The organism is Atlantibacter hermannii, from assembly GCF_009907385.1.
Lineage (GTDB): Bacteria > Pseudomonadota > Gammaproteobacteria > Enterobacterales > Enterobacteriaceae > Atlantibacter > Atlantibacter hermannii_A.
This window is the reverse complement of sequence record NZ_JAAATR010000003.1, coordinates 92,702-110,623: the sequence shown is the minus strand read 5'-3', so window position 1 is coordinate 110,623 and position 17,922 is coordinate 92,702. Positions and strand designations below refer to the sequence as shown.

The following is a 17,922-nucleotide window of genomic DNA, read 5'->3' as shown; positions in this document are numbered from 1 at the left end:
AGGCCGCACCGTATAATTTGACCGCTTTTTGATGCTTGACTCTGAGCCTTAAAGAACGTTTTATACGACACGCGACATACCTCTTAGGGAGCAGGAGTAAACGTGATGTTTGTGTCGCTCTTTAGTGTCAATGTGGCTCGCAAGCTTCTGTTCATTCAGTTACTGGCAATAATGGCGATGGGATTGCTGTTTTGCTTCAAAGACCCCAGTTGGGGCGCGTCCGCCGTCGGTGGGGGCCTGGCAGTGTGGCTGCCAAACGCATTGTTTATGATTTTTGCCTGGCGTCACCAGGCGCAAACACCCGCTAAAGGCCGCGTGGCCTGGTCGTTCGCCGTCGGCGAAGTGTTTAAGGTGCTTGCGACCTTCGCGCTTTTGGTGGTGGCGTTAGCGTACTTCCACGCGGTATTTTTGCCGCTGATAGTGACGTGGGTTTCGGTGCTGGTTGTGCAGATACTGGCACCAGCTGTAATCAACAACAAAGGGTAAGAGGCATCATGTCTGCAGGAGAACTCTCTTCACCACAGGAGTACATCGGTCATCATCTGAATAACCTTCAGCTTGACCTGCGTACTTTCTCACTGGTGGATCCGCAAAACCCCCCGGCTACCTTCTGGACGCTTAACATAGACTCCATGTTCTTCTCGGTGGTTCTGGGTCTGTTGTTCCTGGTTCTGTTCCGTCGCGTGGCCAAGCATGCCACCAGCGGCGTACCGGGTAAATTCCAGACAGCGGTCGAGCTGATTGTCGGTTTCGTACATGGAAGCGTAAAAGACATGTACCACGGCAAGAGCAAAGTTATCGCTCCGCTGGCCCTGACGATTTTCGTCTGGGTATTCCTGATGAACCTGATGGATTTGCTGCCAATCGACCTGCTGCCGTACATCGCTGAGCATGTACTGGGCCTGCCGGCGATGCGCGTGGTGCCGTCTGCTGACGTGAACATCACGCTGTCTATGGCGCTTGGCGTGTTTATCCTGATTCTGTTCTACAGCATCAAAATGAAAGGCATTGGCGGCTTTGCTAAAGAGCTGACGCTACAGCCGTTCAATCACTGGGCATTCATTCCTGTCAACTTAATCCTTGAAGGTGTGAGCCTGCTGTCTAAACCGGTTTCTCTCGGTCTGCGACTGTTCGGCAACATGTATGCCGGTGAGCTGATTTTCATTCTGATTGCTGGTCTGTTGCCGTGGTGGTCGCAGTGGTTGTTGAATGTGCCGTGGGCCATTTTCCACATCCTGATCATTACGCTGCAAGCCTTCATTTTCATGGTTCTGACGATTGTCTATCTGTCGATGGCATCTGAAGAGCATTGATTTTACACAACACTACTGCGTTTTAACTGAAACAAACTGGAGACTGTCATGGAAAACCTGAATATGGATCTGCTGTACATGGCTGCCGCTGTGATGATGGGTCTTGCGGCAATCGGTGCTGCGATCGGTATCGGCATCCTCGGGGGTAAATTTCTGGAAGGCGCCGCGCGTCAGCCTGATCTGATTCCTCTGCTGCGTACTCAGTTCTTTATCGTAATGGGTCTGGTGGACGCAATCCCGATGATCGCTGTAGGTCTGGGTCTGTACGTGATGTTTGCTGTCGCGTAGTAAGCGTTGCTTTACTTGTTAAGTAAATAAGCAATATCAGAACGTTAACTAGATAAGAGGCATTGTGCTGTGAATCTTAACGCAACAATCCTCGGCCAGGCCATCGCGTTTGTCCTGTTCGTTCTGTTCTGCATGAAGTACGTATGGCCGCCAATTATGGCTGCCATCGAAAAACGTCAAAAAGAAATTGCTGACGGTCTTGCTTCTGCGGAACGAGCTAAAAAGGATTTGGACCTTGCACAGGCCAATGCGACCGACCAGCTGAAAAAAGCGAAAGCTGAAGCTCAGGTAATCATCGAGCAGGCGAACAAACGCCGCGCGCAGATCCTGGACGAAGCGAAAGCGGAAGCCGAACAGGAACGTACCAAAATCGTGGCGCAGGCTCAGGCAGAAATCGACGCTGAGCGTAAACGCGCTCGCGAAGAACTGCGTAAGCAGGTGGCTATGCTGGCCGTTGCTGGCGCCGAGAAGATCATCGAACGTTCCGTGGATGAAGCTGCTAACAGCGACATCGTGGATAAACTTGTCGCTGAACTGTAAGGAGGGAGGGGCTGATGTCTGAATTTGTAACGGTAGCTCGCCCCTACGCCAAAGCAGCTTTTGACTTTGCCGTCGAAAACCAAAGCGTAGACCGTTGGCAGGACATGCTGGCGTTTGCCGCCGAGGTGACTAAAAACGAACAAATGGCAGAGCTTCTCTCTGGCGCGCTGGCGCCGGAAACGCTCGCTGAGTCGTTTATCGCAGTATGTGGTGACCAGCTCGACGCTCACGGCCAGAACCTGATTAAGGTGATGGCTGATAACGGGCGTTTGAAGGTTCTCCCTGATGTTCTTGAGCAATTCATTCGTTTACGTGAGGCCCGCGAGGCCACCGTTGAAGTGGAAGTGACTTCCGCTAATGCGCTTAGCGAAGAACAGCTTGAGAAAATCAGCGTCGCGATGGAAAAACGTCTGTCACGCAAAGTGAAGCTGAATTGCAAAATCGATAAGTCTGTAGTGGCAGGCGTAATCATCCGAGCGGGTGATATGGTCATTGATGGCAGCGTACGCGGCCGTCTTGAACGCCTTGCAGACGTCTTGCAGTCTTAAGGGGACTGGAGCATGCAACTGAATTCCACCGAAATCAGCGAACTGATCAAGCAGCGCATTGCTCAGTTCAGTGTTGTGAGTGAAGCTCACAACGAAGGTACTATTGTTTCTGTAAGTGACGGTGTTATCCGTATCCACGGCCTGGCCGATGTGATGCAGGGCGAGATGATCTCCCTGCCGGGTAACCGTTACGCTATCGCACTGAACCTCGAGCGCGACTCTGTGGGTGCGGTGGTGATGGGTCCGTATGCTGACCTCGCCGAAGGCATGAAGGTGAAGTGTACTGGCCGTATTCTTGAAGTTCCGGTTGGCCGCGGCCTGCTGGGTCGTGTGGTGAACACCCTGGGTGCGCCTATCGACGGTAAAGGTCCGGTTGAGCACGACGGCTTCTCCGCCGTTGAAGCGATTGCACCGGGCGTTATCGAACGTCAATCCGTAGACCAGCCGGTACAGACCGGTTATAAATCCGTTGACGCCATGATCCCAATCGGTCGTGGTCAGCGTGAACTGATCATCGGCGACCGTCAGACCGGTAAAACCGCGCTGGCTATCGACGCCATCATCAACCAGCGTGATTCCGGCATCAAATGCGTTTACGTTGCGATCGGACAGAAAGCGTCCACTATCGCTAACGTGGTGCGTAAGCTGGAAGAGCACGGCGCGCTGTCTAACACCATCGTGGTGGTAGCAACCGCGTCTGAATCCGCTGCACTGCAATACCTGGCGCCGTATGCCGGTTGCGCAATGGGCGAATACTTCCGCGACCGCGGCGAAGATGCGCTGATCATTTATGACGATCTGTCCAAACAGGCTGTCGCTTACCGTCAGATCTCCCTGCTGCTGCGCCGTCCGCCTGGACGTGAAGCATTCCCGGGCGACGTATTCTACCTCCACTCTCGTCTGCTGGAGCGTGCATCCCGCGTTAACGCGGAATACGTTGAAGCCTTCACCAAAGGTGAAGTCAAAGGTCAAACCGGTTCACTGACTGCGCTGCCGATTATCGAAACCCAGGCGGGTGACGTTTCTGCGTTCGTTCCGACCAACGTAATCTCCATTACCGATGGTCAGATCTTCCTGGAAACCAACCTGTTCAACTCCGGTATTCGTCCGGCGGTTAACCCGGGGATTTCCGTATCTCGTGTAGGTGGCGCAGCGCAGACCAAAATCATCAAGAAACTGTCCGGTGGTATTCGTACCGCGCTGGCGCAGTACCGTGAACTGGCGGCGTTCTCCCAGTTTGCATCCGACCTTGATGATGCAACCCGTAAACAGCTGAGCCACGGTCAGAAAGTGACCGAGCTTCTGAAACAGAAACAGTATGCGCCGATGTCCGTTGCGCAGCAGGCTCTGGTGCTGTTCGCGGCAGAACGCGGTTACCTCGAAGATGTGGAACTGGCGAAAATCGGTAGCTTCGAAGCCGCTCTGCTGGCTTATGTCGACCGTGATCACGCTCCGCTGATGCAAGAAATCAACCAGACCGGTGGCTATAACGATGAGATCGAAGGCAAGCTGAAAGGCATCCTCGACTCTTTCAAAGCAACCCAGTCCTGGTAACGTCTGGCGGCTTGTCTTAGGGCAGGCCGCAAGGCATTGAGGAGAAGCTCATGGCCGGCGCAAAAGAGATACGTAGTAAGATCGCAAGCGTCCAGAACACGCAGAAGATCACTAAAGCGATGGAGATGGTCGCCGCTTCCAAAATGCGTAAATCGCAGGAAAGAATGGCTGCCAGCCGTCCTTACGCAGATACCATGCGCAAAGTGATTGGTCACCTTGCTCACGGCAATCTGGAATATAAGCACCCTTACCTGGAAGAACGCGACGTTAAGCGCGTGGGCTACCTGGTGGTGTCGACGGACCGTGGTCTGTGCGGTGGCTTGAACATTAACCTGTTCAAGAAACTGCTGTCGGAAATGAAGGCATGGTCAGATAAAGGCGTTCAGTGCGATATCGCAATGATCGGCTCGAAAGGCGTGTCGTTCTTTAATTCCGTTGGCGGGAACATCGTGGCTCAGGTAACAGGCATGGGGGATAACCCTTCCCTGTCTGAACTGATCGGCCCGGTAAAAGTGATGTTGCAGGCCTATGATGAAGGGCGTCTGGACAAGCTTTTTATCGTCAATAACAAATTTATCAATACCATGTCTCAGGTTCCGACCATCACGCAACTGCTGCCATTGCCAGCGGATGATGATGAGGAATTAAAACGCAAGTCCTGGGATTACCTGTACGAACCCGATCCGAAAGCGCTGCTGGATACTCTCCTGCGTCGTTATGTGGAATCTCAGGTTTATCAGGGCGTGGTAGAAAACCTGGCCAGCGAGCAGGCCGCACGTATGGTGGCGATGAAAGCCGCTACCGACAATGGCGGCAGCCTGATTAAAGAGCTGCAGTTGGTATACAACAAAGCTCGTCAGGCCAGCATTACTCAGGAACTCACCGAAATCGTCGGTGGTGCATCCGCGGTATAACCAGGTTAATTCGTAGAGGATTCAAGATGGCTACTGGAAAAATTGTCCAGGTAATCGGCGCCGTAGTTGACGTCGAATTCCCTCAGGATGCCGTACCGCGCGTGTACGATGCTCTTGAGGTGCAAAATGGTGATGAGCGTCTGGTGCTGGAAGTGCAGCAGCAGCTCGGCGGCGGTATCGTGCGTACCATCGCAATGGGTTCTTCCGACGGCCTGCGTCGTGGTCTGACTGTTGCAGACCTCGAGCACCCGATCGAAGTCCCGGTAGGTAAAGCGACCCTGGGCCGTATCATGAACGTGCTGGGTCAGCCGATCGACATGAAAGGCGACATCGGCGAAGAAGAGCGTTGGGCGATCCACCGCGCGGCACCGTCCTATGAAGAGCTGTCCAGCTCTCAGGAACTGCTGGAAACCGGCATCAAAGTTATCGATCTGATGTGTCCGTTCGCGAAGGGCGGTAAAGTCGGTCTGTTCGGTGGTGCGGGTGTAGGTAAAACCGTAAACATGATGGAGCTGATCCGTAACATCGCGATCGAGCACTCCGGTTATTCCGTGTTTGCGGGCGTGGGTGAGCGTACTCGTGAGGGTAACGACTTCTACCACGAAATGACCGATTCCAACGTTCTGGATAAAGTATCCCTGGTTTACGGCCAGATGAACGAGCCGCCGGGAAACCGTCTGCGCGTTGCGCTGACCGGCCTGACCATGGCGGAGAAATTCCGTGACGAAGGCCGTGACGTTCTGCTGTTCGTAGATAACATCTACCGTTACACCCTCGCCGGTACTGAAGTATCCGCACTGCTGGGCCGTATGCCTTCTGCGGTAGGTTATCAGCCGACGCTGGCGGAAGAGATGGGCGTTCTGCAGGAACGTATCACCTCCACCAAAACCGGTTCTATCACGTCCGTACAGGCGGTATACGTACCTGCGGATGACTTGACTGACCCGTCACCAGCCACCACCTTTGCGCACCTTGACGCAACCGTGGTACTGAGCCGTCAGATCGCGTCTCTGGGTATCTACCCTGCGGTTGACCCGCTGGACTCCACCAGCCGTCAGTTGGATCCGCTGGTGGTTGGCCAGGAGCACTACGACACCGCGCGTGGCGTACAGTCTATCCTGCAGCGTTACCAGGAACTGAAAGACATCATCGCCATCCTCGGTATGGACGAACTGTCTGAAGAAGACAAACTGGTGGTAGCACGTGCGCGTAAGATCCAGCGCTTCCTGTCCCAGCCGTTCTTCGTGGCAGAAGTGTTTACCGGTTCTCCGGGCAAATACGTATCGCTGAAAGATACTATCCGTGGCTTTAAAGGCATCATGGAAGGCGAATACGATCACCTGCCGGAGCAGGCGTTCTACATGGTTGGCTCCATCGACGAAGCCGTGGAAAAAGCCAAAAAACTTTAACGCCTTAATCGGAGGGTGATATGGCAATGACTTACCACCTGGATGTCGTCAGCGCTGAACAGCAAATGTTCACAGGGCTGGTGGAAAAAATCCAGGTTACGGGTAGTGAAGGGGAACTGGGGATTTACCCGGGCCACGCTCCGCTGCTCACCGCCATTAAGCCTGGTATGATCCGCATCGTGAAGCAGCATGGTCATGAAGAGTTTATTTATCTCTCCGGCGGCATTCTTGAAGTGCAACCGGGCAACGTGACTGTGCTGGCAGATACCGCGATTCGCGGTCAGGACCTCGACGAAGCGCGAGCCCTGGAAGCGAAGCGTAAGGCAGAAGAGCATATTCGTAATTCTCACGGCGACGTGGATTACGCTCAGGCTTCTGCTGAACTGGCTAAAGCGATTGCCAAACTGCGCGTTATCGAGTTAACCAAAAAAGCGATGTAACACCGGCTTGAAAGATAAAATGCCAGTCTGATGACTGGCATTTTTTTTGCCTGGTATTGGGAAGACATTCAGATTCTCGATCATCGCTTCATTATCACCTGTTCGGGTGGTTTCCTTCCTGTGATTGCCATTTACAGTAAATCCAACGGGATAATCATTCGCGTTGAACCCGCTATGCTTTCAAAGCGGCAACGTAATTTTCCTCAGATAATTTTTTATAAAAACTAAGTGTTGAATTACCCCTATGGCAATGAAATCGTCGCGTAAAAACGTCCACAAAACCCGATCGGACACATTAAGCAACCGTCCGGTAAAGCAATATTCACGATGAGCGAGTAATATATCGTCAATCCATTTTACCGCGAAAAATATGTAGAATTTTCAAACGTAAATCGTTTTACTTCACTCACTTTACAGAGACAGGACGCGTATGGCGAACAGTGCGATGAGCGTGGTTATCCTTGCCGCAGGCAAAGGCACCCGCATGTATTCCGATCTTCCAAAAGTGTTGCACACGCTTGCCGGCAAGCCGATGGTGCAGCATGTGATTGATGCGGCAACACAGGTCGGCGCCCAGCGGGTGCATCTGGTGTATGGCCACGGCGGCGAACTGCTAAAACAAACCCTGAATAATGATGCCGTAAACTGGGTATTGCAGGCTGAGCAGTTAGGTACCGGCCATGCCATGCAGCAGGCTGCGCCGTTCTTTGCGGATGACGAAGACATTCTGATGCTCTACGGTGACGTACCGCTCATTTCTACCGATACTCTGGCGCGGTTGCGGGATGCCAAACCGCAAGGCGGTATTGGCCTGCTGACAGTTAAACTTGATGACCCAACCGGCTATGGGCGCATTACCCGTGAAAACGGCCTGGTGACGGGCATTGTTGAGCACAAAGACGCCAGCGATGAACAGCGCCAGATTAATGAAATCAATACCGGTATTTTGATTGCCAACGGCGCGGATTTAACACGCTGGCTGTCGAAGCTGACCAATGACAATGCCCAGGGCGAGTATTACATCACTGATATTATCGCCCTCGCCTGGCAGGAAGGGCGCGAAATTGCCGCCGTGCATCCTGACCGCTTAAGTGAAGTGGAAGGCGTGAATAACCGCCTGCAGCTGGCACGCCTGGAGCGGGTCTATCAGTCCGAGCAGGCGGAAAAACTGCTGCTGGCAGGTGTGATGCTGCGCGATCCGGCGCGTTTCGACCTGCGCGGCGAGTTAACGCACGGGCGCGACGTTGAAATTGACACTAATGTAATTATCGAAGGCAACGTTACCCTGGGCAACCGGGTGAAAATCGCTGCGGGCTGTATCATTAAAAACAGCGTCATTGGCGATGACTGTGAAATCAGCGCCTACTCTGTCGTCGAAGATTCACGCCTTGAGGCGGCCTGTACCATCGGTCCGTTTGCGCGTTTGCGCCCGGGCGCAGAACTTGCAGAAGGCGCGCACGTCGGTAACTTCGTGGAAATGAAAAAAGCGCGTCTCGGCAAAGGGTCTAAAGCAGGCCATCTCTCCTACTTAGGCGATGCGGAAATCGGCGCGAACGTGAATATCGGCGCGGGCACTATCACCTGTAACTACGATGGCGCAAATAAGCATAAAACCATTATTGGCGACGATGTGTTTGTCGGTTCCGATACGCAGCTGGTGGCCCCGGTGACCGTGGCGCGTGGCGTGACGATTGGCGCGGGCACCACGGTGACCCGTAATGTTGAAGAAAATGAATTAGTCATCAGCCGCGTGAAGCAGACCCATATTCAGGGCTGGCAGCGTCCGGTGAAGAAAAAATAATTAACCTTGCTGTGAGGCGAGGCTGGGGTGAGAGGAAATCATCATTTCTCCACCCCGAACGCAGTACCACAATAATAACCCCACTCTCTACAAGGCTCGGGGCGCTCGAAAAGAGCAACAAGGTCGACTGACAACCTATGGCATATCGCCATTATCAGGAAACAAAACTATGTGTGGAATTGTTGGCGCGGTCGCGCAGCGTGATATTGCAGAAATCTTTCTCGAAGGATTACGCCGTCTGGAATACCGTGGTTATGACTCTGCGGGACTTGCGGTTATCAACAGCAGCGGAGAGATGACGCGTTTACGTCGTCTGGGCAAAGTTCAGATGCTGGCGCAGGCCGCGGAAGAGCAGCCCCTGCATGGCGGCACAGGTATTGCGCATACCCGTTGGGCGACCCACGGCGAACCGTCGGAAACCAATGCACATCCGCATGTATCCGACCACATCGTGGTGGTGCATAACGGCATTATCGAAAACCATGAACCGCTGCGCGAGCTGTTACAGGCGCGCGGTTATGAATTTGCTTCCCAGACCGATACCGAAGTGATTGCGCATCTGGTGCACTGGGAACTGGAGCAGGGCGGTACCTTGCGTGATGCGGTTCTGCGCGCCATTCCGCAACTACGCGGCGCGTACGGCACCGTTATCGTCGATACCCGCAACCCGGATGTGCTGCTGGCTGCGCGTTCCGGTAGCCCCCTGGTTATCGGCCTCGGCATGGGTGAAAATTTTATCGCTTCCGATCAACTGGCGCTGCTGCCAGTGACCCGTCGCTTTATCTTCCTGGAAGAGGGGGATATCGCGGAAGTGACGCGCCGCACCGTCACCATCATGGATAAATCCGGCGCAGAAGTGAAACGGCCTGATATCGAATCCAATCTGCAATACGACGCGGGCGACAAAGGGATTTACCGCCACTACATGCAGAAAGAGATTTACGAGCAGCCGAACGCGATTAAAAACACCCTGACCGGGCGTATCAGCCATGGTGAAGTGGATTTAAGCGAGCTCGGCCCTCAGGCAAACGATCTGCTCTCCCAGGTTGAACATATTCAGATTGTGGCCTGCGGTACTTCGTACAACTCCGGTATGGTGTCGCGCTACTGGTTCGAAGCGCTGGCGGGCGTCTCCTGCGATGTGGAAATCGCCTCTGAATTTCGCTATCGCAAATCGGCAGTACGCCGCAACAGCCTGATGATCACCCTGTCTCAGTCTGGCGAAACCGCCGATACCCTGGCGGCGCTGCGCTTGTCCAAAGAGCTGGGCTATCTGGGCTCGCTGGCAGTGTGCAACGTGCCGGGCTCCTCGCTGGTGCGTGAATCCGATCTGGCGCTGATGACCAAAGCGGGCACTGAAATCGGCGTGGCTTCTACCAAAGCCTTCACCACCCAGTTAACGGTACTGCTGATGCTGGTGGCGAAGCTGGCGCGCCTGAAGGGCCTGGATGCCTCTGTCGAGCACGACATCGTCCACGGCCTGCAGGCGTTGCCGAGCCGTATCGAGCAGATGCTGTCCCAGGACAAACGTATTGAAGCGCTGGCAGAAGATTTCTCCGACAAGCACCACGCCCTGTTCCTGGGCCGTGGCGATCAGTATCCGATCGCCCTGGAAGGCGCGCTGAAGCTGAAAGAGATTTCCTATATTCACGCCGAGGCTTATGCCGCTGGCGAGCTGAAACACGGCCCGCTGGCGCTGATTGACGCCGATATGCCGGTGATTGTGGTGGCTCCAAACAACGAACTGCTGGAAAAACTGAAATCCAACATTGAAGAAGTGCGCGCCCGAGGCGGCCAGCTATATGTCTTCGCCGACCAGGATACCGGTTTCACCAGCAGCGATAACATGCACATCATTGAGATGCCGCATGTGGAAGAGGTGATTGCGCCAATCTTCTATACCGTTCCGTTGCAGCTGCTGGCATATCACGTTGCGCTGATTAAAGGCACCGACGTGGACCAGCCGCGTAACCTCGCCAAGTCCGTTACCGTAGAATAATCCCACAAGCCTCACCGTTCTGGTGAGGCTTTTTTGCCTGGTTTTTAACCAAAAACATTCCCGGTTTTTTATGACAATCGGTCATTTAGAACTACCTTTTATCTTGTCACAAAAATAAAATTTCACTGCAATCCCGGCGTCATAATATTAGTTATCTTTTTGATATTTAATTATTAATCTGAAGATAATTCCGCAGGATTTCGCTTGTCATAAAACTGTCATAATTCGTACATTTAACTGTCACCAAAGTGTCCTATTTTGCTCATCGTAGCCACTAAACAACGAATTACGATCCAGCAGGAGACATTATGAAAGTTATGCGTACCACCGTCGCAACTGTTGTCGCCGCGACCTTATCGATGAGCGCTTTTGCCGTTAATGCTGCGGCGAGCCTGACTGGCGCCGGTGCAACCTTCCCTGCGCCGGTGTATGCCAAATGGGCAGATACCTACCAGAAGTCCACGGGCAGCAAAGTGAACTATCAGGGTATCGGCTCCTCCGGCGGCGTTAAGCAAATCATCGCGAATACCGTTGATTTTGGTGCCTCTGATGCGCCGCTGAGCGACGAAAAGCTTCAGCAGGAAGGCCTGTTCCAGTTCCCGACCGTAATTGGCGGCGTGGTACTGGCCGTGAATCTTCAGGGCGTGAAATCCGGCGAACTGGTGCTGGATGGTAAAACCCTGGGTGATATCTACCTGGGCAAAATCAAAAAATGGGACGACGAAGCGATCGCTAAACTCAACCCTGGCCTGAAACTGCCGTCCCAGAACATCGCCGTGGTGCGTCGTGCTGATGGTTCCGGTACCTCCTTCGTATTCACCAGCTACCTGGCGAAAGTGAACGAAGAGTGGAAGTCTAAAGTAGGCTCTGGCTCTACTGTTAACTGGCCGACCGGTCTGGGCGGTAAAGGTAACGACGGCATCGCCGCGTTCGTACAGCGTCTGCCTGGCTCTATCGGCTATGTGGAATACGCTTACGCCAAGCAGAACAACCTGGCGTACACCAAACTGGTTTCTGCTGACGGCAAACCGGTAAGCCCGACCGAAGAGAGCTTCTCTAATGCCGCCAAAGGCGTTGACTGGAGCAAATCCTTCGCGCAGGACCTGACTAACCAGAAAGGTGACGACGCGTGGCCGATTACGTCCACCACCTTCATCCTGGTCCACAAAGAGCAGAAGAAACCGGAACAAGGCGCTGAAGTGCTGAAGTTCTTCGACTGGGCGTTTAAAGATGGCGCGAAACAGGCTAATGACCTGGATTACGCCAGCCTGCCGGACAGCGTGGTTGAGCAGATTCGTGCTGCATGGAAAACCAACGTGAAAGACAGCAGCGGTAAAGCGTTGTACTGATGTGCCCCTGAGCCGCCGGGAAGAAATTTTCCGGCGGACGCATAACGGGTAATGGCAATACCCTGAAAACTGGCGATAATGCCGGTTTTCTGGGTTCTGACTAAAGAGTGAATTATGGCTGCCACTAAGCCTGCATTTACCCCTCCGGGGAAAAACGGTGACATGATATTCAGCGCGCTGGTAAAACTGGCTGCGCTGATTGTGCTATTGCTGATGGGCGGCATTATCGTGTCCCTGGTCATCTCCTCATGGCCAAGCATTCAAAAATTCGGCTTCTCATTTCTGTGGACTAAAGAGTGGGATGCGCCGAATGACATCTACGGCGCGTTAGTGCCGATCTACGGAACCCTGGTGACCTCGTTTATCGCCCTGCTGATTGCGGTGCCGGTAAGCTTTGGTATCGCCCTGTTCCTGACCGAACTGGCTCCGAACTGGCTGAAGCGTCCGCTGGGTATTGCGATTGAGCTGCTGGCGGCTATTCCCAGTATTGTTTACGGCATGTGGGGCCTGTTCATCTTCGCCCCGTTGTTCGCCACGTATTTCCAGGAGCCGGTGGGCAATGTGCTCTCCACTATTCCGTTCGTTGGCGCGTTGTTCTCCGGCCCGGCGTTCGGTATCGGTATCCTGGCCGCAGGCGTCATCCTCGCCATCATGATCATTCCGTACATTGCCGCGGTAATGCGTGATGTGTTTGAGCAAACGCCGGTGATGATGAAAGAGTCGGCCTACGGCATCGGCTGCACCACCTGGGAAGTGATCTGGCGTATCGTGCTGCCGTTTACCAAAAACGGCGTGATCGGCGGCGTGATGCTTGGACTGGGCCGCGCGCTGGGCGAAACCATGGCGGTGACCTTTATCATCGGTAACACCTACCAGCTCGACAGCGCCTCGCTGTATATGCCGGGCAACAGTATTACTTCCGCGCTGGCCAACGAATTCGCCGAAGCAGAATCCGGTCTGCACGTAGCAGCGTTGATGGAACTGGGCCTGATCCTGTTCGTGATTACCTTTATCGTGCTGGCGATTTCTAAAGTGATGATTATGCGTCTGGCGAAAAACGAGGGGGCACGCTAATGGCGACCATCGAATTGCAATCCTCTCAGGAACTGGCGGAATCGCGCCGTAAAATGCAGGCGCGTCGCCGGACTAAAAACCGCATCGCGCTGACGCTGTCGATGGCGACTATGGCCTTCGGCCTGTTCTGGCTGATCTGGATTTTAGTTTCGACAATCACTCGCGGCTTTGACGGGATGTCGCTGGCGCTGTTTACCGAAATGACCCCGCCGCCGAACACGGCGGGCGGCGGTCTGGCCAACGCCCTGGCGGGCAGCGGCCTGCTGATCCTCTGGGCGACCGTATTCGGCACGCCACTGGGCATTCTGGCGGGCATCTATCTGGCGGAATATGGTCGTAAATCCTGGCTTGCCGAAGTGATTCGCTTTATTAACGATATTCTGCTCTCCGCGCCGTCGATTGTGGTCGGCCTGTTTGTTTACACCATCGTGGTGGCGCAGATGGAGCACTTCTCCGGGTGGGCAGGCGTGATCGCGCTGGCGCTGCTGCAAATTCCTATCGTTATCCGTACTTCCGAGAACATGCTGAAGCTGGTGCCGGATAGCCTGCGTGAAGCGGCCTACGCGTTGGGTACGCCGAAGTGGAAGATGATTTCCGCGATCACCCTGAAAGCCTCGGTCTCCGGGATTATTACCGGCGTTTTGCTGGCGGTAGCGCGTATTGCGGGCGAAACGGCTCCTCTGCTGTTTACCGCGCTGTCTAACCAGTTCTGGAGCACCGATATGATGCAGCCTATCGCTAACCTGCCGGTGACCATCTTTAAATTCGCCATGAGCCCGTTTGCCGAATGGCAACAGCTGGCCTGGGCCGGGGTACTGATTATTACCCTCTGCGTCCTGTTACTGAACATCCTTGCGCGCGTACTGTTCGCGAAGAGCAAACACGGTTAATTACTGCGGCGCGGCGGATGCGGCGTCGATGAGGAAAAGAAGACGATGAGTATGGTTGAACACACCCCCGGTAAAATTCAGGTTCGTGATTTGAACTTCTATTACGGGAAATTCCATGCCCTGAAGAATATCAGTCTGGATATCGCCAAAAACGAAGTGACGGCGTTTATCGGCCCGTCAGGTTGCGGCAAATCCACGCTGCTGCGTACCTTTAACAAAATGTTTGAGCTTTACCCGGAGCAGCGCGCGGAAGGCGAGATCCTGCTGGATGGCGAAAACATCCTGAACCATTCCCAGGACATCGCGCTGCTGCGCGCCAAAGTCGGGATGGTTTTCCAGAAGCCGACGCCGTTCCCAATGTCGATTTACGACAACATCGCGTTTGGCGTACGCCTGTTTGAAAAGCTGTCGCGCAGCGATATGGACGAGCGCGTGCAGTGGGCTTTGACCAAAGCCGCATTATGGAATGAAACCCGGGATAAATTGCACCAGAGTGGGTACTCTCTCTCGGGTGGTCAGCAGCAGCGCCTGTGTATCGCGCGCGGTATCGCCATCCGCCCGGAAGTCCTGCTGCTGGATGAACCCTGTTCGGCGCTTGACCCGATCTCCACTGGCCGTATTGAAGAGCTGATCACCGAGCTGAAGCAGGATTACACCGTGGTTATCGTGACGCACAACATGCAGCAGGCGGCGCGTTGTTCTGACCATACTGCGTTTATGTATCTTGGCGAATTGATCGAGTTCAGCAACACGGATGACATCTTTACCAAGCCGAAGATGAAGCAAACGGAAGATTATATTACTGGCCGCTACGGTTGATGGGGAGTTAACCATGGACAATCTGAATCTCAACAAACATATTTCCGGTCAGTTTAATGCGGAGCTGGAACATATCCGCACCCAGGTGATGACGATGGGTGGGCTGGTGGAACAGCAGCTCTCTGATGCGATTACCGCTATGCACAACCAGGATGGCGAGCTGGCGAAGCGCGTAATTGAGGGCGACCAGCAGGTCAACATGATGGAAGTGGCCATCGATGAAGCCTGCGTGCGCATCATTGCCAAACGCCAGCCTACCGCCAGCGACCTGCGCCTGGTGATGGCGATCATTAAGACCATCGCCGAGCTGGAACGCATTGGCGACGTGGCGGACAAAATCTGCCGTACCGCGCTGGAGAAATTTTCCCAGCAGCACCAGCCGCTGCTGGTAAGCCTGGAATCCCTGGGCCGCCACACCGTGCAGATGCTGCACGATGTGCTGGATGCGTTCGCCCGTATGGATCTGGACGAAGCGGTGCGTATTTACCGCGAAGACAAAAAAGTGGATCAGGAGTATGAGGGCATCGTGCGCCAGCTGATGACTTATATGATGGAAGATTCGCGCACCATTCCAAGCGTGCTGACCGCGCTGTTCTGCGCCCGCTCTATCGAGCGTATCGGCGACCGCTGCCAGAATATTTGCGAATACATTTTCTACTTCGTGAAGGGCCAGGATTTCCGTCACGTCGGCGGGGATGAGCTGGATAAGCTGCTGGCGGGCAAAGACCCGAAAGAATAAAATCATTAACGCCAGCAGATGCTGGCGTTTTCATTTACAGGCTATTCAGTAATATCCCAACCGCGCGCGCGCCACAGTTCAGGCAATTGCGACAGGGCGGTAAACGCGGTGACTTTCGGATGGTCGATCGGCTTGTTGTGCGGATCGGCGCAGAAGTAATACACCTCCATACCCGCCGCCACACCCGCCATCGCTCCTGCGGACGAGTCATCCACCAGCACGCAGTTTTTCACATCCACCTGCATCGCATCGGCGGCGTGGTGCATGATGGCCGGGTCCGGCTTCCAGCGTTGGATGTCATACCCGCTGTACAGCAGATCCGGGAAGTGATCGAGCATGCCGGTTTTGCCCAGCGAGTGCTGCATTTTGGTGACCGGGCCGTTAGATACGATGCACATCGGCACTTTCATCTTCTTCAGCAATTCCGCTGCGCCTTCGATTTCCACCAGTTCGCTCTCAAACAATCTGGCGACTTCAGCGCGATACACCGCTTCCAGATCGGCTTTGTTCAGATTCACGCCGTGCTGATTGCTGAGGGTATCGATGATCTCGTAGAGCTTTATCCCCTTGAAGGTCTTATGCACCTCCTCCAGATCGAGCTGGATGCCATATTGCGCAAACATATGCACGTAAGCTTTAGAGCAGATCACTTCGCTGTCGACTAACGTGCCATCACAGTCAAAAAATACCGCATCAATCCGGGACATGCCGTTTCCTTTTTTGAGAATGAAACGGCATTTTACCTGATTGCGCAAATTTTTGCCCTGCGCAAACGATCCCGTATAAGCAAAATCAATGAAAAAAAGTCTGTGATAGCCGTCAACCTGACGCTTTTTTGGTATAGGATAACCGGCGAATTTTCCCTCCTCATGTTCGGAAACTGATAATGAGCCAACAAAACGCTACTCCGGCTTCGCAACCGGGGGTGCTTGAGCGCGTGTTTAAACTGCGTGAACACGGCACAACCGCCCGTACCGAAGTGATTGCCGGTATCACGACTTTCCTGACGATGGTGTATATCGTTTTCGTTAACCCGCAAATTCTGGGCGCGGCTGGCATGGACACCAGCGCCGTCTTTGTGACGACCTGTCTGATCGCTGCCTTCGGCAGTATCCTGATGGGGTTATTCGCCAACCTGCCGGTGGCGCTGGCACCCGCGATGGGCCTTAACGCCTTCTTCGCCTTTGTGGTGGTCGGGGCGATGGGCCTCTCCTGGCAAATCGGCATGGGCGCGATTTTCTGGGGCGCGGTCGGCCTGCTGATCCTGACGATTTTCCGCGTGCGTTACTGGATGATTGCGAATATCCCGGTCAGCCTGCGTGTGGGCATCACCAGCGGTATTGGTCTGTTCATCGGCATGATGGGCCTGAAAAATGCCGGGATTATTGTGGCGAACCCGGAAACCCTGGTCACTATCGGCAATCTGACGTCTCACTCCACGCTGCTGGGCGCGCTGGGCTTCTTTATCATCGCCGTTCTGGCGTCGCGTAATATTCACGCTGCGGTGCTGGTGTCTATCGTTGTCACCACGCTGCTGGGCTGGATGCTGGGCGATGTGCAGTACCACGGGATTGTTTCCGCGCCGCCGAGCGTGATGAGCGTGGTGGGCCAGGTGGATCTGGCAGGCTCGCTGAACATCGGCCTGGCGGGCGTTATTTTCTCCTTTATGCTGGTAAACCTGTTCGACTCCTCCGGCACCCTGATCGGCGTAACCGATAAAGCGGGGCTGACCGATGAAAAAGGCCGCTTCCCGCGCATGAAGCAGGCGCTGTATGTCGACAGTATTTCGTCGGTAACCGGTTCGTTTATCGGTACATCGTCAGTGACCGCTTACATCGAATCGTCTTCCGGGGTTTCCGTGGGTGGCCGCACCGGCCTCACGGCCGTGATCGTCGGGTTACTGTTCCTGCTGGTGATCTTCCTGTCGCCGCTGGCGGGCATGGTGCCGGGCTATGCGGCTGCGGGCGCGCTGATTTATGTGGGCGTGCTGATGACTTCAAGCCTGGCGCGCGTGAAGTGGGATGACCTCACCGAAGCGGTGCCAGCGTTTATCACCGCCGTGATGATGCCGTTTAGCTTCTCTATCACCGAAGGCATCGCGCTGGGCTTTATCTCTTACTGCGTGATGAAAGTGTTCACCGGCCGCTTCCGCGACCTGAGCGCCTGCGTGGTAGTGGTGGCGCTGCTGTTCACCCTGAAAATCGTGTTTATCGACGCGCATTAATCAACAAGGGCCAGCATCGCT

The 17,922-nt window shown here is 54.4% G+C and carries 18 protein-coding genes; 17 read left to right on the top strand and 1 reads right to left on the bottom strand.

What is annotated here, in order from left to right:
- Positions 1-105 precede the first annotated feature (105 nt).
- The 16 genes from atpI to phoU all read left to right on the top strand — a co-directional run bounded on the left by atpI (position 106) and on the right by phoU (position 15,677).
- Complete coding sequence (gene atpI / locus GV764_RS01680) at positions 106-486, top strand: F0F1 ATP synthase subunit I (protein ID WP_125292948.1); 381 nt, start codon at positions 106-108, stop codon at positions 484-486.
- Positions 487-494: 8 nt separating this feature from the next.
- Positions 495-1,313, top strand: coding sequence for a F0F1 ATP synthase subunit A (atpB, locus tag GV764_RS01675; protein WP_161658798.1), 819 nt, complete (start codon positions 495-497; stop codon positions 1,311-1,313).
- A gap of 48 nt (positions 1,314-1,361) precedes the next feature.
- Positions 1,362-1,601 carry a F0F1 ATP synthase subunit C gene (gene atpE, locus GV764_RS01670; protein WP_000429386.1) on the top strand — a complete coding sequence of 80 codons (240 nt, stop codon included), beginning with the start codon at positions 1,362-1,364 and terminating at the stop codon, positions 1,599-1,601.
- 69 nt (positions 1,602-1,670) lie between these two features.
- Positions 1,671-2,141 (top strand): F0F1 ATP synthase subunit B, encoded by a 471-nt coding sequence (gene atpF, locus GV764_RS01665; protein ID WP_002435552.1) that lies wholly within the window; start codon positions 1,671-1,673, stop codon positions 2,139-2,141.
- 14 nt (positions 2,142-2,155) lie between these two features.
- On the top strand, positions 2,156-2,689 hold the full coding sequence (atpH, locus tag GV764_RS01660; protein WP_125292916.1) for a F0F1 ATP synthase subunit delta: 534 nt from the start codon (positions 2,156-2,158) through the stop codon (positions 2,687-2,689).
- A gap of 12 nt (positions 2,690-2,701) precedes the next feature.
- Complete coding sequence (gene atpA / locus GV764_RS01655; protein ID WP_125292915.1) at positions 2,702-4,243, top strand: F0F1 ATP synthase subunit alpha; 1,542 nt, start codon at positions 2,702-2,704, stop codon at positions 4,241-4,243.
- Between the two features lie 50 nt (positions 4,244-4,293).
- Entirely contained in the window at positions 4,294-5,157 is an 864-nt protein-coding gene (gene atpG, locus GV764_RS01650) for a F0F1 ATP synthase subunit gamma (protein WP_125292914.1), read from the top strand.
- A 26-nt stretch (positions 5,158-5,183) separates the two neighbouring features.
- Positions 5,184-6,566: a F0F1 ATP synthase subunit beta gene (gene atpD, locus GV764_RS01645; RefSeq protein WP_125292913.1), complete on the top strand. Its 1,383-nt coding sequence runs from the start codon at positions 5,184-5,186 to the stop codon at positions 6,564-6,566.
- Between the two features lie 20 nt (positions 6,567-6,586).
- Positions 6,587-7,006, top strand: a complete 420-nt coding sequence (locus GV764_RS01640) for a F0F1 ATP synthase subunit epsilon (protein ID WP_043866215.1) — start codon at positions 6,587-6,589, stop codon at positions 7,004-7,006.
- 430 nt (positions 7,007-7,436) lie between these two features.
- Positions 7,437-8,807 carry a bifunctional UDP-N-acetylglucosamine diphosphorylase/glucosamine-1-phosphate N-acetyltransferase GlmU gene (glmU, locus tag GV764_RS01635; protein ID WP_161658797.1) on the top strand — a complete coding sequence of 457 codons (1,371 nt, stop codon included), beginning with the start codon at positions 7,437-7,439 and terminating at the stop codon, positions 8,805-8,807.
- 169 nt (positions 8,808-8,976) lie between these two features.
- Entirely contained in the window at positions 8,977-10,806 is a 1,830-nt protein-coding gene (glmS, locus tag GV764_RS01630; RefSeq protein WP_161658796.1) for a glutamine--fructose-6-phosphate transaminase (isomerizing), read from the top strand.
- Between the two features lie 308 nt (positions 10,807-11,114).
- Positions 11,115-12,155, top strand: coding sequence for a phosphate ABC transporter substrate-binding protein PstS (gene pstS, locus GV764_RS01625; protein WP_161658795.1), 1,041 nt, complete (start codon positions 11,115-11,117; stop codon positions 12,153-12,155).
- A gap of 114 nt (positions 12,156-12,269) precedes the next feature.
- The gene (gene pstC / locus GV764_RS01620; protein WP_161658794.1) at positions 12,270-13,229 is read left to right on the top strand and encodes a phosphate ABC transporter permease PstC; all 960 of its coding nucleotides are present in this window, start codon (positions 12,270-12,272) and stop codon (positions 13,227-13,229) included.
- Entirely contained in the window at positions 13,229-14,119 is an 891-nt protein-coding gene (gene pstA, locus GV764_RS01615) for a phosphate ABC transporter permease PstA (protein WP_161658793.1), read from the top strand. The genes pstC and pstA overlap by 1 nt, the downstream gene beginning before the upstream one ends.
- A 45-nt stretch (positions 14,120-14,164) precedes the next feature.
- The gene (gene pstB, locus GV764_RS01610) at positions 14,165-14,938 is read left to right on the top strand and encodes a phosphate ABC transporter ATP-binding protein PstB (protein ID WP_161658792.1); all 774 of its coding nucleotides are present in this window, start codon (positions 14,165-14,167) and stop codon (positions 14,936-14,938) included.
- 13 nt (positions 14,939-14,951) lie between these two features.
- Complete coding sequence (gene phoU / locus GV764_RS01605) at positions 14,952-15,677, top strand: phosphate signaling complex protein PhoU (RefSeq protein ID WP_125292906.1); 726 nt, start codon at positions 14,952-14,954, stop codon at positions 15,675-15,677.
- Between the two features lie 41 nt (positions 15,678-15,718).
- On the opposite strand, the gene yieH is transcribed toward phoU, so the two are convergent.
- Positions 15,719-16,384, bottom strand: a complete 666-nt coding sequence (yieH, locus tag GV764_RS01600) for a 6-phosphogluconate phosphatase (protein ID WP_161658791.1) — start codon at positions 16,382-16,384, stop codon at positions 15,719-15,721.
- Positions 16,385-16,563: 179 nt separating this feature from the next.
- Here yieH and GV764_RS01595 point away from each other — a divergent pair, with 179 nt between their 5' ends.
- Positions 16,564-17,901 (top strand): NCS2 family permease, encoded by a 1,338-nt coding sequence (locus GV764_RS01595; RefSeq protein ID WP_125292904.1) that lies wholly within the window; start codon positions 16,564-16,566, stop codon positions 17,899-17,901.
- The last annotated feature ends 21 nt before the right edge of the window (positions 17,902-17,922 follow it).